Below are 14,925 nucleotides of genomic sequence, written 5' to 3'. Positions count from 1 at the left end.
TCCGGGGCTAGGTCTCTGATAGTTCGCCTTCTTAGCACTCGCATCGGCGGCGCAGCACATGGTATCCGCACCAGCACCTTTTCCTGAATGCCGAAGGTCAAGCCGATGCCGCCTCGTCCCGTGATGCTGATGATCCTCGATGGCTGGGGCTGGCGCGAGGATGCCGAGAACAACGCGATCAAGCTGGCGAAGACGCCGAATTTCGATCGCTTCTGGGCGAGCAGTCCGCATACCTTCCTGCGGACCTCGGGGCTCGATGTCGGTCTCCCTCCCGGGCAGATGGGCAATTCCGAGGTCGGCCATCTCAATCTCGGTGCCGGGCGCGTGGTGATGCAGGATCTGCCGCGCGTCAACCAGGCGATCGCCGATGGCTCGATCGCGAAGGCCGTGGAGGAGAGCGGGCTCGTCGCTGCGCTGAAGGCGAGCGGCGGCGCCTGCCACCTGCTCGGCCTCGTCTCGCCGGGCGGCGTCCATGCGCATCAGGACCATGCCGTGGCGCTGGCGAAGATCGTCGCGGCGCAGGGCATTCCGGTGAAGCTGCATGTCTTCACCGATGGGCGCGATACCCCGCCGCAATCGGCCGCCGATTATGTGAAGAGCTTCGCGGCGGCGCTGCCGAGCGGCGCGACCATCGCCAGCGTATCCGGGCGCTACTACGCGATGGATCGCGACAACCGCTGGGAGCGCGTCGAGAAGGCCTGGAACGCGATGGTGCTGGGGCAGGGGAACGCCTTCCCCGATGCGCAGGCCGCTATCACCAATGCCTATGCCGACAAGGTCACCGACGAGTTCATCATGCCGGCCGTGATCGGCGGCTATGCGGGCATGCGGGACGGCGACGGGCTGCTCAGCTTCAACTTCCGCTCCGACCGCATCCGCGAGATCCTGAACGCGGTGCTGGAGCCGGATTTCTCGGGCTTCGTCCGGCCGCGCGTGCCGAAGCTCGCTGGGGCGGTCAGCATGACCTCCTACAGCGCCGAGCTCGACAAGGTGATGCCGGCGCTGTTCCTGCCGCAGACGCTGGCCAACGGTCTGGGCGAGACGGTCGCCAAGGCCGGACTGAAGCAGGTGCGTATGGCGGAAACGGAAAAATATCCGCACGTCACCTATTTCTTCAATGGCGGCGAAGAGACGCCTTATCCCGGCGAGGACCGGGTGATGGTGCCGTCGCCCAAGGTCGCGACCTATGATTTGCAGCCGGAAATGTCGGCGCCGGAGCTGACCGCCAAGGCGGTCGAGGCGATCGATTCAGGCCGCTACGACCTCGTCATCCTGAACTTCGCCAATACCGACATGGTCGGCCATACCGGCGTGCTCGCAGCCGCCATCAAGGCGGCCGAGACGGTCGATGCGGGGCTCGGCGCCATTGCGGACGCCRTGCAGCGGCAGGGCGGGGCGCTGCTCGTCAACGCCGATCACGGCAATGCCGAATTGATGGTCGATCCGGTCACCGGTAAGCCGCATACCGCCCACACCACCAATCCGGTGCCRCTGATGCTGATCGGCGGGCAGGGCAGGGCATTGGCGGAGGGCCGGCTCGCCGATATCGCGCCGACGCTGCTGGCGCTGATGGGGCTCGCCCAGCCGGCCGAGATGACCGGGCAGTCGCTGCTGCGCTGACGGGGAGCCTTCCAGTACAGCCCGCGCGGAATCGTCATCCCGGACAAGCCGCCTTTGGGCGGCGCCGATCCGGGATCCATGCGGTCGCGCAGGACGACCCTGCGTGCAGGTGTCTCGAAGAGATGAAAAAAGCGAAACGGCGCGGAGATGATCCGCGCCGTTTCGCTTGTCGGAAGGCCGTGAGCCTCAGTATTTGCGCACCGTCGGCGGCGGCATGTAGGCGACCGGCGCGGGCTCGGGCGTGCCGCAGCAATTCGGGTCGCCGAAGTTCCAGCGCATGCCGATGCGGAAATCGTGGCTGTCGATGTCCTTGGCCTTGAGCGGGCCCTGGATCTGGCCCGTGAAGGCGTTGATGAGGCGGCCCGACTGGGCGTCGCCGAGATTGAGGTAGCGATAGCCCAGTTCGAGGGTGAGGTTCTTGTTCACCTCGTAGCCGACGCCGGCCATGAGCGCCCAGGCGACATTGGTCTTGGTGCCGGTGTTGGCATAGCCCAGCGTCGGACCGACGAAGTTGCCGAACAACGCGCCCTGATCGGTCAGTCCCGCGATGCGGTTCTGCGTGAAGCCGATGCCGGCGCCGATATAGGGTGTCAGGCAGTTCCAGGTGCCGAGGTCGAAGTAGCCGTTGAACAGCGTGACCAGGGAGGTCAGGTTGCCCTTGTAGGTGTTGGTCTGGTTGCCGTTGTTGAAGGGGTTGAAGACGATGTCGTTCACCCCGATCTGGCCGGCGCCGCGATACTCGCCGGTGACATCGAAGCGCAGCCAGTTGTTGAAGCGGTAGCCGATGCCGAGGCCGGCGAAGAAGGTGGAGTTGTCGCTCTTGCCGAAGAAGCTGCCGCCGAACTCGGCGACATCGTCCTGATGGTACTTGCTGACGCTCTGAACGCCGACGCCGACATCGCCGCGCAGATAGATGCCGCTCGAGATCGTGCCCTTGAGCACCGGCGGCTCCATCGGGGGCGGGGGAGGCAGGAAGTCGGCGGCATGGGCTGCCGCAGCGGCGCTGAGGGCCAGGGCGCCCCCCAGCGCAATGGATTTCAGGCTGCCCATGGCAGGATCCTTCGCGTTGTGCGCAAGGACAAGGACGCAGTCCCGCGCAGTTACCGTTGCGCAGGACCATGCCAGCGATTTCTTAAACGAGACTTAACCCTAACGGCTAACCTTACTTTTTGGTTGAAGGGGGCGCTTCTTCCCCGGTCGCGACCTTTTGCAGGGTCTGGCGTGCCTTTGCCGCCATCGCCTCGAATTCCGAGCGGAAGTGTTCGATTTTCTCCTCGTCGAGCTCTTCGAGATCGAGCAGCTCCTCGCGCGCGCCCTCCAGCTTCAGGATCAGCTCGTCGAGCTTGATCTGCATGGCGGCGGTGTCGCGGTTCTGGCTGTTCTGGATGATGAAGACCATCAGGAAGGTGACGATGGTCGTCGAGGTGTTGATGACCAGCTGCCAGGTGTCGTTGTAGCCGAAGAACGGCCCCGACAGGGCCCAGATCACGATGACGATCGCCGCGCCGAAGAACGTCTGCGGCTTGCCGGACCAGTGGGCGACGCGCTGAGAGAGGCGCGTGAAGAACGAGCGGTCGCTCTGCGGCAGGCGGCGCTTGGATCTCTTTGCCATGATGGTCCCCCGAGCCGTGTTGAGGCTGTGACAGCTTCAACGCGATGCGGGGACGGCCGTTCCCTCAGGCCGTTCAGGCGAAGAGGCGCTCGGCGTGCCAGGCGATGTGCTGGGCCATGAAGGTGGAGACGAAGTTGTAGGAGTGATCGTAACCCTCCCGCAGCGTGAGCTGCAGCGGGATGCCGGCGGTGGCGCAGGCGATCTCGAGCAATTGCGGGCGCAGGCCTTCCTCGAGGAAGCCGTCGGCGCCGCCCTGATCGACGAGCAGTTCCTTGAGGCGATGCCCGTCCGCGATCAGCAGGGTCGAGTCGTAGGCGCGCCAGCCGGCCTCGTCGGGGCCGAGATATTTCTCGAAGGCCGGGCGCGACCAGCCGGCGGTCGAGGGCTGCGAGATCGGGGCGAAGGCGGAGACGGAGCGGTAGCGCTCCGGGTTCTTGAGGGCGAGCGTGATCGCGCCATGGCCGCCCATGGAATGGCCGAAAATGCCCTGACGGGACATGTCGAGCGGGAAGTTCCGGGCGACCAGCTCCGGCAGCTCGTCGCGGATATAGCTCTCCATGCGGTAGTTCGCGGCATAGGGGGCCTGGGTGGCGTCGAGGTAGAAGCCCGCGCCCGAGCCGAACTGCCAGTTGCCCGGCTCGTCCGGCACGTCCTCGCCGCGCGGGCTGGTGTCCGGGCAGATGACGGCGATGCCGTTGGCGGCAGCCGCCGCGCGGTATTCGCCCTTGTCCATGACGTTCTGGTGGGTGCAGGTCAGGCCGGAAAGATACCACAGCACCGGCACCGGCCCTTCCTCCGCCTGATGCGGCAGGTAGATCGCGAAGGTCATCGGGCAGGCGCAGGCCGTGCTCTCATGCCGATAGACGCGCTGCGAGCCGCCGAAGGCCTTGGAGGCGGAGAGGAGTTCCATGCGGGGTCCTTTCTTGCGGCGCGCGCTTTTGTCGTTCCGGGGCGATCCGTCAGGATCGAATCCGGACCGACGACCGGGCGAGCCCTTGCCCAGTCGGCTTGTTCAAGCGTCATGCCCCGTCGCGGGTTCCGGGTTCAGCGCTTCGCGCTGCCCCGGAATGACTGAGGATGCTTCACTGCCTCACAGATGAGGCGGCAAAACGACGCCTCAATAGACCACGACGCTGCGGATCGACTTGCCTTCATGCATCAGGTCGAAGCCGTGGTTGATCTCCTCGAGCTTCAGCTTGTGGGTGATCAGGTCGTCGATGTTGATCTTGCCCTCCATGTACCAGTCGACGATCTTCGGCACGTCGGTGCGCCCGCGSGCGCCGCCGAAGGCCGTGCCCTTCCAGACGCGGCCGGTGACGAGCTGGAAGGGGCGCGTCGCGATCTCCTTGCCGGCCTCGGCCACGCCGATGACGATCGACTCGCCCCAGCCGCGATGGCAGCATTCCAGCGCCTGGCGCATCACATTGGTGTTGCCGGTGGCGTCGAAGGAGAAATCGGCGCCGCCGCCGGTGAGATCGACGATCGCCTGCACGACCTTGTCGTTGCCGATCTCSKYCGGRTTGATGAAGTCGGTCATGCCGAACTTGCGCGCCATCTCCTGCTTGSCCGGATTGATGTCGACRCCGATGATCTTGTCGGCGCCGACCATGCGGGCGCCCTGGATGACGTTGAGGCCGATGCCGCCGAGCCCGAAGACGACGACGTTGGCGCCCGGCCAGACCTTGGCCGTGTAGATCACCGCGCCGATGCCGGTGGTCACGCCGCAGCCGATATAGCAGATCTTGTCGAAGGGGGCGTCCTCGCGGACCTTGGCCAGCGCGATCTCGGGCAGGACCGTGAAGTTCGCGAAGGTCGAGCAGCCCATGTAGTGGAAGATCTCGCCGCTATCGCAGGAGAAGCGCGAGGTGCCGTCCGGCATGACGCCTTGCCCTTGCGTGGCGCGGATCGAGGTGCAGAGATTGGTGCGGCGCGACAGGCAGGACTTACAATTGCGGCATTCCGGAGTGTAGAGCGGGATGACGTGGTCGCCGACCTTGAGCGTGGTGACGCCGGCGCCGACCTCGCGCACGATGCCGGCACCCTCATGGCCGAGGATCGCCGGGAACTTGCCCTCCGAATCCAGGCCCGAGAGCGTATAGGCGTCGGTGTGGCAGATGCCGGTCGCCATCACCTCGACGAGAACCTCGCCGGCCTTCGGGCCGCCGATCTCGATGGTCTCGATGGTGAGGGGCTTGCCGGCTTCCCAGGCGACGGCGGCGCGGGTCTTCATCGGGCGGTTCCTTCTTTGAGGCTGTTCATTTCAGATAGGGGCGGATCACCCGCATGATGGCGGCGATCTCGTCTTCGTTCGCGTCATCGGCGGAGCCGATGGCCGGGCCGGCGCCGGCTTGCATGGTTTCGCGCAGATGGCTTTCGAGCACCTCCGCCATCAGCCCGGTCGCCGCGCCGCGTAACGCCGCGAGCTGCTGCAGCAGCGCACCGCATTCCTCGCCGCGCTCGACGGCCGCGATCAGGGCATCGGTCTGCCCCCTGATCCGGCGCAGCCGCGTGACGGCGCGCTTCTTCTCTTCAGGCGTATGAGGCATGGGCACCGAGGCTCCGGTTGCCGCGACGCTATGGTACTGAGGGGGAGTATGTCAACGCGCGAGGCGGGCCGAAACGAAAAGAGCGGCAGCGTTGCCGCTGCCGCTCTTCGCTTTGCGCAAAATCATGACCCAGCCCTCATCCTTCGAGACGCTGCATTCGCGGCTCCTCAGGATGAGGGCTGAGGTCTCGATTGGATCGTCAGAAGCTGTAGCCCAGCTTCACCTTGACGAGGTGCTGGCTGAAATTGGTCAGGTCGAGATCGCCGGGCTGGCCCTTGGCCTTGCCGGCGACCTGGATGTTGTAGGCTGCCGAAAGGGCGAGCTGCTTCGTCGCCTGCCAGAACACGCCGGGGCCGACATAGGTGGCGTAACCGGCCTCCTTGTCGAAGCCGAGTTCGTTGTGCTTGCGCATGTGGCGGACCTCGCCGCTGAGATAGAGCCCGTCCTGCACCTGCCAGGCGAGCGAGCCGGCGAGCGTCAACGTCGAGGAGCGGCCATAGGGCGAGGGGCCGGTCCAGGTCAGGTCCTGCGAGACGTTCACCGCCGCATAGAGCGTGTTCGGGATCAGCGTCTTGTCGGCGAAGAGGCGGATGCCGGTATTGTAGGTGGTGAAGTTGCGGGCGATGCCGTCCGGATCGGTGCGAGTAACGCTCGGGTCGATCACCAGCGTCAGGCCGATGCCGTGCAWGTCRCGGCCGAGCAGGCGGTACTTCATCTCGACGCCGGCGCCGTAGCCGCGCGAATCGGCGCTGATACCGCCGGCCGAGGCATCGGTGAAATTGCCGAGGACATAGGGGCCGACCTCGGCGCAGGGGAACAGGCCGTAGGAGCCCTGCAGCGTCAAGCCGTGGCTGTTGGAGGTGCCGACCCGGGTGCCGAAGCCGCCATTATAGGTCAGGCTGGGGCCGAAGGAGCCGACATCGGCCACGTCGGAGCCGGTGGTGAAGCCGAAGGCGTCGGTCGGAATGCCCTCGCTCTCGGTGCAGCGGGAGACGACCGGCGCAGGTGCCGCGGGCGCGCCCTTGCGGGAGGGCAGGTCGGCGGCAGCGCCTGCGGTGGCGACGCAGGCCCCGAGGAACGCGAAGGCGAGGCGGGAGGAGAGGAGGGCTGAGGCCAGCTTCATCGCGGACATTCCAGTTGAGGAGGGGCGGGGCACCGTGCGTGCAAAGCGTGCTCAGTCACTCGKATCGGTGTGATGATGCATTCGCGGCCCGCTTTCCGCGATAAAAGAGCCATAGGTATTTCGGCAATCCGTTCGGCTGTTGCGGCGTTGCAACAGAAGAAGAAGGGCTGTCGGCATGGCGGCTCCGGCGGGGTGAGCAATGACCTTATGCTATTGCGATTGATTCGCAATAGCATAATCGCTTCCGACCAAACTATGGCGCGCCGATGACGGGGAAGCGAGAGAGCGGAGGCTCTCTTTTCGTAATAATATTACATGTTGCGCCGCCGCAACAATCAACCAGGCAGGGCCAGCATCGCGATCCGGGCCAGCGCGCGCGGCGCGATCGCCGCCAGCTCCTCCACCGGCTTCCAGGCGGCGGCATGCACCTCCTCGACCTGAGCGACGAGCGGCCGGGCCGGGTCGGCGAGGAAGAGATATTGCAGGTCGTGATGGACATGGTCCGGCTCGCCGCGAGCGGGCTTGCCCGGCACGTCATGGCTGTCGATGGCGAAGGGGACATCCGCCTCGCGATGCCAGGGGTGGAGCTGCAAATCCTGCACGCCGGTCTCCTCGACCGCCTCGCGCGCCGCCGATTGGTGGAAGTACTCGGCCTCCTCCCAATGCCCGCCGGGCTGGAGCCAGCGGCCGATGACGACATGGTCGATCAGCAGGATGCGGGCGTGGTCGGGAGAGAGCACGAAGGCGCTGGTGGTGACGTGGCCGGGAAAGGTCTCGCGCCGGTCGAGGGCATGGCCTTGCTCGATCTGCCAGCGCAGCAGCGAGAGATGCTCGCGGGAGCCCGCGACCTCGCTGCGATAGCGTGCGACGGCTTCGGTCAGGCAGGGCATGAAATCCATGGCTTCGCTTCAATCTCTCAGGGCAGTTGCAGGTGGTAGGATTCGAAATGGCCGTTGCGCGGGCCGTCATAGCCGATGAGGACATCGAGCTTGCGGCCCTGCTGCGCGAGCACCGTCAGGGATTCGGCCTTCGCGTTGCGCCGCTCCGGCAACTCGCCGAGATCGGCGGTGGCGTCGGGCCGGGCGGGGTCGATCAGCAGCAGGCCATAAGGCCGTTGCTGCTCCTGCGCCGGCCCGATCAGCGCGAGCAGCCGCCCGCCGGGAAGGAGGGCGAGATCGCGGATGCCGCGATCCGGCCCGGCCGGCAGCGCAACCACGCGCGGCGCCTCTGTTGCCGGCGCATGGCCCGGCGCGAACAGCTCCTTGAGCGAGGCTCCGACCAGGAAGACACGCCCGCCGAGCGAGGGTGCGCGAAGCCCGACCCAGAGCGTGTCGCCCTGCGCCGCGATGCCTTCGACATTGAGGCCGTTATCGTCCATCAGGCTCTTGCCGAAAAAGGCGCCGGCCTCGCCCGCGCGGCGCAGGACATCGCTCAGGCGATAGGTCAGCTCGACCTGCCCGGCCGGCGCACCGGTTGCCTCGACGCGAAGACGCGCGAGATGGAAGGCGGAAAGCCGGAACTCGCCATTCCTGCGCGAGCAGCCATGCGAGCCCGCGATGTAGAAGGCGCCATCGGCATAGGCGACGGCCTCGCCATCGAGCTCGCCGAAGCGGCCGGGCTTTTTGCAGATGCCCTGCGGCGGCGTGCCGAGCACCGCCGGCGAGGCTTCGTCGCCGATAATCGGCAAGGTGGCGCCCGGCGTGATCCGGTTCTCGGCGATCTCCGCGAACTGGGCGAAGGCGCCTTCGTCATTGATCAGCAGGCAGCGCTGGGCTCCGTTGGCGACAGGCATGCAGGCGAGGCCGCTGACGTCATGCGCGGCCTTTCCGGGCTTCTTCCCGGCAAAATCGCTGACGGCCTTGAAGCGCTGCTCCGGTGCGAGCGTCGCAGCCTGAGCGAATGAGGCAGCCAGCAAGGCAGCCGTGGCGAGAGACAAGAAGCGATACCGCATGCGGCGAATCCGGCGAACAGGGGGCGGGATTGAGCGCGCCGAGGGGGGCGATGTCAAAGCGCGTCGGCCGTCGTCCCTTCCGCCGGAACGAGCATGGACAGCTTCAGCTCCGGCTGGCTCGCGACCGCGAAGCTGACCTGATGGTAGGCCAGCCGGCCCTGCGCCGGATGGTTGAAGGTGCGTTCGCCGCCCTCGCGCTCCAGCACGACGCGTTCGCGCCAGTAGCGCGCAAAGGCCTCGCTGCGCTCGCTCAACTCCTCGATCCGCTTGCGGATCGAGGGCTCGTTCAGATGGGCGCTGACATCGGCGCGAAACTCCGCGACGACGCGGCGCGCCCGATTCTCGAAGTCGCAGATCAGGGCCGGCGCGGCCGGGGCGAGGAAGATGAAGTTGAGGAGATTCCGATCGGCGTCGCCGTCCAGCCAGCCACGAAAGAGGCGGCTGGCCGGCTCGTTCCAGGCAAGCGCCGTCCAGCCGCGATCGAGGATATAGGCTGGGGCGGCGATCAGGCCGACGCAGGCGAGGACATCGGGCGGCACGGCATGGCTTTCGCTGTCGCCCTGTTCGGGGTCGCGCCGGCCGGCAAGCTCGAAGAGATAGGCTCGCTCGGCCCGGCCGAGACGCAGCGCCCCGGCAAAACGGGCCAGCGCCAGCGGCGAGAGCGCCATCTCCCGGCCCTGTTCGAGCCAGGTGTACCAGGTCACGCTCAGCCCGCAGAGCTGCGCCACCTCCTCGCGGCGCAGGCCGGGGGTGCGCCGCCGCCCGCCATCCGGCAGGCCGATGCCGGACGGCTTCAGCCGCTCGCGCAGGGTGCGCACGAAATCGCCGAGCTCGCGGCGTTGCTCGGGGGAGGGGCCGGATATCATGACGCAGCTATCATGGTGCAATTTATACCAGTTAAAACTTCTCTCTGAAGCTAGTTATAAGTGCGTGCTAAGCCGGCCGCCATCATCGATCGAACGGAGATCACACGATGTCGGAAGGCAGTCACGAAGCCCTGGTGGGCGCGCAGTTCGGATCGCGCGCCGAGGCTTATCTGCACAGCGCGGTGCATGCGCAGAGCGCGGATCTCGATGCGCTGGCGGCGCTGGCGAAGGGGCGGGACGGCGCGCGCGTGCTCGATCTCGGCTGCGGTGGGGGGCATGCCTCATTCAACATCGCACCCTTCGTCGGCGAGGTCGTGGCCTATGACCTGTCGTCCGAGATGTTGCGGGTGGTGGCCGACGCCGCCGGCAAGCGGGGCTTGCGCAATGTCGTGACGCAGCAGGGGCCGGCGGAAAAGCTGCCCTTCGCGGATGGCTCCTTCGACATGGTGGTGAGCCGCTTCAGCGCCCATCACTGGCGCGATGTCGATGCCGGCCTGCGCGAGGCGGCGCGCGTCCTGAAGAGCGGTGGCGAGTTGGTGATGTCGGACACGGTCGCGCCGTCGAACCCGCTCGCCGACAGCTATTTCCAGGCGATCGAGATCCTGCGCGACTGTTCGCATGGCCGCAACTACACCCGCGCCGAATGGGAGGCGGCGGTCGCCCGCGCCGGCTTCCAGGCCGAAGTCGCCACGCGCTTCCGGATGCGGCTGGAGTTCAAGTCCTGGGTCGAGCGGATGAACACGCCGAAGCTGCAGGTCGAGGCGATCCGGGCGCTGCAGACCTCCGTCTCCTCGGCGATCACCGGCTATTTCGACACTGAGCCCGATGGCAGCTTCAAGATCGAGGTGCTGCTGCTCCAGGCGAAGAAGGCGGGCTGAACGGCCGCCGGAGCGCCCTGGGAGGCGCTCCGGCGAAATCCTATGCGATCTTGATGTTCCGGGACCGGAGTCCGTCTCGAACGGCTATGGCTGCGACCCTATCCTTTTCCGTGCGGTCCCAAAGGCCGTTCGGAAACCAGGATTATGAACCAGATCCATCACAGGCGTTTCGCCGATCCTCCCGCCTTCCTCATCGGCCGCGATGCCGAGGGGCATTGGCTCGCCATCGAGACGCATGGGCGCGGCGGCGGCATCTTCGCCGACCGGAGCGCTGCCTTGCGCTATGCCGCGGCCGAGACGGCCCATCGGCCACGCGCCGTCCGGATGACGGCGAGACAGCTGCGCCTGCTTTGAGGCATGCCATGAACCACTGGCTTCACGGCATGTTCACGGCGCTGGTCACGCCGTTCGACAGCGGGGCGATCGATTATGGTGCGCTGGAGCGTCTGATCGCCTGGCAGATCGCCCAGGGCGCAGACGGCATCGTGGTCGGCACCGCGACCGGTGAAATCTCCGCGCTGRCCGACCGCGAGCAACAGTCGCTGCTGACCGCAGCGCGCAGCATCGCGGGCCGGCACTTTCCCGTCATCGTGGCCGCCGGAACTTACGGTACGGCCGATACGGTCGCGGCCGTCATGGAGGCGGAGAAGGCGGGCGCCTCGGCCCTGCTGCTGCGCATGCCCTATTACAGCCGGCCGACCCAGGCCGGGCTTGCCGCTCATGCGCTGGCCGTCGCGCAGGCGACCGGGCTCGAGATCATCCTCGACAACGATCCGGATCGCTGCGGCGTCGAGATCGCGCTCGAGACGCTGGACCGGCTCGAAGGGGCGGCGAACATCGTCGGCATCCTGGAGCGGCGTGGCGATCTTATTCGCTGCGACCGGATCGCCAGGATCCGCGACCGCCGTTTCATGCGCCTGACCGGCGCGGCCGAGACCCTGCCGGCCTATCTGCTCGCCGGAGGCTGCGGCGCCGTCACCAGCATCGGCAATCTCGCCCCGCATTGGCTGGCGCGGCTGGAAAGCGCGGCGCGCTCCGAGTTTTACGGCCAGGCGCAGATCCTGCAACGGCGGCTCATCCCGCTGCTCGACCTGCTGGCGAAAGAACCCGATCCGATTCTCGTCAAGCTCGCGCTCTCGCTGCTTCATTCGGGCATCGAAGCCGCTTGCCGGGCGCCGTTGACACCCGCACGGCCGGAGCTGGTTCCACTCGTCCGCGAGGCGATCGAGGATCTGCCGCGCCCGCTCCCGGAAACCATGACGGCGCAGTCTCTCGGCCGCGCCGCCGCAGGGGCGGCCGGGCGGCGCTGATACGCGCCACCGGCTCCCCACTCTCGAAGGAGGCTCTCATGTCCGTGATCGGCAGCTACCGTCGCCGCCGCGAGGCGGTCTATCAAAGCACAAGGCGCGTTTCCGCCGGCGGCTGGAAAGCCGATGTGCTGCATCTTTGCGTTTCGATCGCCCTGATGGCGGCGGTCATCGGCATCCGCGTCCTCTGGTCCCTGCACCATGGCTGAGGTCCTCAAACGACAAGGGCGCCGTCCTAAGACGGCGCCCTCTTTGCGATCATCCGGGTCCGCCCGTCAGGCGAGCTTGGCGTAGGCCGGCACGGTGAGGAAGTCCTCGAAGTTCGGCGCCAGCGACAGCGTCTCGAAGAGCGCAATCGCCTCSGGGAAGCGGCCCTTKGCRTAGTTCTCAGGGCCGASYTCGCCCTTCACGCGCTCCATCTCCTCSGKSAGGCAGCGCTTGAACAGCGCCGCATCGGCCTTGATCCCGCCTTCGAGTTCGACGCCGTACTGGAYGAACTGCCAGATCTGGGCRCGGCTGATCTCGGCSGTCGCRGCRTCCTCCATCATGTTGTAGATCGGCACCGCGCCGCGGCCGCGCAGCCAGGCCTCGATATATTGCACGCCGACGCGGATGTTCTCGCGGAAGCCTTCCTCGGTGCGCGTGCCCTGATGGACCTCGAGCAGGTCCTTGGCGCCGATCGAGACGTCGTCGCGCTTCTTGCCGAGCTGGTTGGCCTGCGGCATCAGCCGGTCGAAGACCTCCATCGCCACCGGGACGAGATCGGGGTGGGCGACCCAGGTGCCGTCATGGCCGTCGCCGGCCTCGCGCTCCTTGTCGGCCTTGACCTTGGCGAAGGCGGCGGCATTGGCCTCCGGGTTGTTCTTGACCGGGATCTGGGCGGCCATGCCGCCCATCGCGAAGGCGCCGCGCCTGTGGCAGGTCTTGATCAGCAGCAGCGAATAGGCGCGCAGGAAGGCTTTCGACATCACGACCTGCGAACGGTCCGGCAGGACATAGGCCTTGTTGCGGGCGAGCTTCTTGATGAAGGAGAAGATGTAGTCCCAGCGGCCGCAATTCAGGCCGGCCATGTGCTCGCGCAGTTCGTAGAGGATCTCGTCCATCTCGAAGGCGGCGGGCAGGGTCTCGATCAGGACAGTCGCCTTGATCGTGCCGTTCTTCAAGCCGAGCGCCGACTGGCCTGTTCGCCCAGCGGTCCCGCAGATTGATCTGGCCTTCGATCATATTGGCCCAGACCGGCGAGGAGGCGTCCTCGAAATCGGCCATGAAGACCTTGGCGCCGGAATTCAGCGCGTTGACAATCATCTTGCGATCGACCGGGCCGGTGATCTCGACGCGGCGATCGAGGAGGTCGGCCGGGATCGGCGCGACGGTCCAGTCGCCTTCGCGGATATGCTTGGTTTCGGCCAGGAAGTCCGGCGTTTCGCCAGCGTCGAAGCGCTTCTGGCGCTCGGCCCGGAGCGCGAGCAGGCGCTTGCGCGTCTCGTTGAAGCGGCGGTGGAGGTCGGCGACGAAGGTGAGGGCATCGCGGGTCAGAATTTCATCGAAGCGGTGCGTGAGCGCGCCCTTGACGACGACGCCGGCCGGCAGATCGAGCGAGGGGATGTCGGACATCAGCATTCCTCCTGAAACATTGGGTCGATGCTGGCTCGAAACGGGTCATTTCGAAATCCAGAAAAAATGACGATCACTTTTTCCTGTAAGGAAATTATCTCTCATGCCGAGAGGAAGAGGAATTATGCGCGCCAAGGTTGTTTTCTCGGCTAAGCTAGCGCGATATGACGTAAGGGCATCGGCTTTTCCCTCAAAATGCGCAGATAGGTTCGACTTCCTCAAATCGGTTTTAGTAATTTGTAAGTTCCGGCGCCCAAGGCTCGCCCCGTCGAATGTGTCAATTCGGCCGGGGGTGAGTGGATAATGAGCAAGTTCGGTTCCCTGCGCGACATGATGGGCCGGTTCCGCAAGGACCAGAGCGGCAACATCATGATGCTGTTCGGGCTTTCCCTGGTGCCGCTGATGGGTGTTGTCGGCGTGGCCGTCGACTATTCGCGCGCCAGCAACGCCCGGCAGTCGCTGAACGCTGCGATCGATTCCGCGGCCCTGATGGCGGCGCGCGACGCGCAGAAGCTCACCGATGTGCAGCTGACCGCACGGGTCAATGCCTGGCTCAAGGACAACCTGCCGGCCGACGTGAAAAGCGAGTTCACCAGTGCCCAAGTGAGCATCGACCGCACGGCGCGCACCGTCAAAATCGTGGCCAATGCGCAGGTGCCGACGACCATCGCGCGGGTCCTCGGCTCCGACAATCTCGCTGTGTCCAGCTCGAGCCAGTCGACCTGGGGGTTGAACACCATCGAGCTTGCTCTCGTGCTCGACAACACCGGCTCGATGGCCCAGAGCGGCAAGATGACAGCGCTGAAGCAGGCGTCGCTCGATCTGATCCAGATCATGAAAGACTCCACCCAGGAGACGGATCAGATCAGGATCTCGATCGTCCCCTTCAATACGCAGGTCCGGATCTCCCGCAGTCTCAAGGACGAGCAGTGGATCCGCTACGGGATGACCCGTAACGTGAACGTGAGCGTCACTTGCGACACCAAGGGCCAGAACTGCGTGTTTGCGAACACCAATACCAAGATCGGCAGCGATGTGTCGAACTGCGTTCCGACGGGGCAAGGGAAAAAGAACCAGACCTGCACGCAGCTCCAGACGCTGACCAAGGCAACCTGGGCGAACAGTGAAGGCTGCATTGCCGACCGGGATCAGAACTATGACGTGACCGATGGCGGCGCCACGGCCTCCAACGCGCAAGCCTATCCGGCGACCTGGTGCGGCCAAAGTTCGCTCGTCGAGGCGATGGGCCTGACGTCCGATTGGACGTCRCTGTCGAGCAAGATCAATACGATGACCCCGGTGGGCAACACCAACGTCACGATCGGCGCGGTATGGGGATGGGCGACGCTTTCGACGGACGTGCCTTTCACGGAGGCGAAGCCTGCGGAAACGCCGCGGCTGAAAAAAT

At 66.0% G+C, this 14,925-nt stretch carries 15 protein-coding genes and 2 pseudogenes; 6 read left to right on the top strand and 11 right to left on the bottom strand.

The genetic code is table 11. From position 1 onward, the window contains the following. The first annotated feature begins 105 nt into the window (after positions 1 to 105). On the top strand, positions 106 to 1,620 hold the full coding sequence (gpmI, locus tag AB4Y99_RS15065) for a 2,3-bisphosphoglycerate-independent phosphoglycerate mutase (RefSeq protein WP_441523868.1): 1,515 nt from the start codon (positions 106 to 108) through the stop codon (positions 1,618 to 1,620). Between the two features lie 186 nt (positions 1,621 to 1,806). Here gpmI and AB4Y99_RS15060 read toward each other — a convergent pair whose 3' ends face one another. From AB4Y99_RS15060 to AB4Y99_RS15020, 9 genes are all read right to left on the bottom strand, one after another. Then, a complete protein-coding gene (locus AB4Y99_RS15060; RefSeq protein WP_038359600.1) occupies positions 1,807 to 2,670 on the bottom strand; it encodes an outer membrane protein in 864 nt (287 codons plus the stop codon). Between the two features lie 112 nt (positions 2,671 to 2,782). Beyond that, on the bottom strand, positions 2,783 to 3,232 hold the full coding sequence (locus AB4Y99_RS15055; RefSeq protein WP_113253719.1) for a low affinity iron permease family protein: 450 nt from the start codon (positions 3,230 to 3,232) through the stop codon (positions 2,783 to 2,785). 73 nt (positions 3,233 to 3,305) lie between these two features. After that, positions 3,306 to 4,142, bottom strand: coding sequence for an S-formylglutathione hydrolase (gene fghA / locus AB4Y99_RS15050; RefSeq protein ID WP_441523867.1), 837 nt, complete (start codon positions 4,140 to 4,142; stop codon positions 3,306 to 3,308). A gap of 207 nt (positions 4,143 to 4,349) precedes the next feature. Then, complete coding sequence (locus tag AB4Y99_RS15045) at positions 4,350 to 5,462, bottom strand: S-(hydroxymethyl)glutathione dehydrogenase/class III alcohol dehydrogenase (RefSeq protein WP_441523866.1); 1,113 nt, start codon at positions 5,460 to 5,462, stop codon at positions 4,350 to 4,352. 25 nt (positions 5,463 to 5,487) lie between these two features. Then, on the bottom strand, positions 5,488 to 5,778 hold the full coding sequence (locus tag AB4Y99_RS15040) for a metal-sensing transcriptional repressor (protein WP_038359595.1): 291 nt from the start codon (positions 5,776 to 5,778) through the stop codon (positions 5,488 to 5,490). Between the two features lie 199 nt (positions 5,779 to 5,977). Next, entirely contained in the window at positions 5,978 to 6,901 is a 924-nt protein-coding gene (locus tag AB4Y99_RS15035) for a hypothetical protein (RefSeq protein ID WP_441523865.1), read from the bottom strand. Positions 6,902 to 7,236: 335 nt separating this feature from the next. After that, on the bottom strand, positions 7,237 to 7,800 hold the full coding sequence (locus AB4Y99_RS15030; RefSeq protein ID WP_441523864.1) for an NUDIX hydrolase: 564 nt from the start codon (positions 7,798 to 7,800) through the stop codon (positions 7,237 to 7,239). 17 nt (positions 7,801 to 7,817) lie between these two features. After that, positions 7,818 to 8,852, bottom strand: coding sequence for a DUF3616 domain-containing protein (locus AB4Y99_RS15025; RefSeq protein ID WP_441523863.1), 1,035 nt, complete (start codon positions 8,850 to 8,852; stop codon positions 7,818 to 7,820). Positions 8,853 to 8,905: 53 nt separating this feature from the next. Further along, positions 8,906 to 9,718: a helix-turn-helix transcriptional regulator gene (locus AB4Y99_RS15020; RefSeq protein ID WP_441523862.1), complete on the bottom strand. Its 813-nt coding sequence runs from the start codon at positions 9,716 to 9,718 to the stop codon at positions 8,906 to 8,908. A 107-nt stretch (positions 9,719 to 9,825) separates the two neighbouring features. Here AB4Y99_RS15020 and AB4Y99_RS15015 point away from each other — a divergent pair, with 107 nt between their 5' ends. The 4 genes from AB4Y99_RS15015 (at position 9,826) to AB4Y99_RS15000 (ending at position 12,112) form a co-directional block, all read left to right on the top strand. Next, the gene (locus AB4Y99_RS15015; RefSeq protein WP_113253714.1) at positions 9,826 to 10,596 is read left to right on the top strand and encodes a class I SAM-dependent methyltransferase; all 771 of its coding nucleotides are present in this window, start codon (positions 9,826 to 9,828) and stop codon (positions 10,594 to 10,596) included. Positions 10,597 to 10,740: 144 nt separating this feature from the next. Next, a complete protein-coding gene (locus tag AB4Y99_RS15010) occupies positions 10,741 to 10,950 on the top strand; it encodes a hypothetical protein (RefSeq protein WP_038359583.1) in 210 nt (69 codons plus the stop codon). 8 nt (positions 10,951 to 10,958) lie between these two features. Further along, positions 10,959 to 11,906, top strand: a complete 948-nt coding sequence (locus tag AB4Y99_RS15005; protein WP_441523861.1) for a dihydrodipicolinate synthase family protein — start codon at positions 10,959 to 10,961, stop codon at positions 11,904 to 11,906. Between the two features lie 38 nt (positions 11,907 to 11,944). Continuing rightward, positions 11,945 to 12,112, top strand: coding sequence for a hypothetical protein (locus AB4Y99_RS15000; protein ID WP_156115885.1), 168 nt, complete (start codon positions 11,945 to 11,947; stop codon positions 12,110 to 12,112). Between the two features lie 66 nt (positions 12,113 to 12,178). Here the strand turns inward: AB4Y99_RS15000 and AB4Y99_RS14995 are convergent, their stop codons facing one another. Both AB4Y99_RS14995 and AB4Y99_RS14990 read right to left on the bottom strand, forming a co-directional pair. Then, positions 12,179 to 13,066, bottom strand: coding sequence for a malate synthase (locus AB4Y99_RS14995; protein ID WP_441523860.1), 888 nt, complete (start codon positions 13,064 to 13,066; stop codon positions 12,179 to 12,181). 289 nt (positions 13,067 to 13,355) lie between these two features. Then, positions 13,356 to 13,517 (bottom strand): annotated as a pseudogene (locus AB4Y99_RS14990) (hypothetical protein); the annotation flags it as partial. Positions 13,518 to 13,820: 303 nt separating this feature from the next. Between AB4Y99_RS14990 and AB4Y99_RS14985 the strand changes: the two are divergent. After that, a pseudogene (locus AB4Y99_RS14985) lies at positions 13,821 to 14,009 on the top strand (TadE/TadG family type IV pilus assembly protein); the annotation flags it as partial. Between the last annotated feature and the right edge of the window lie 916 nt (positions 14,010 to 14,925).

The organism is Allobosea sp. TAB14 (assembly GCF_052113865.1).
Lineage (GTDB): Bacteria > Pseudomonadota > Alphaproteobacteria > Rhizobiales > Beijerinckiaceae > Allobosea > Allobosea spartocytisi.
The sequence above is the reverse complement of the archived record's forward strand: the minus strand, read 5'-3'. Positions and strand labels throughout refer to the sequence as shown.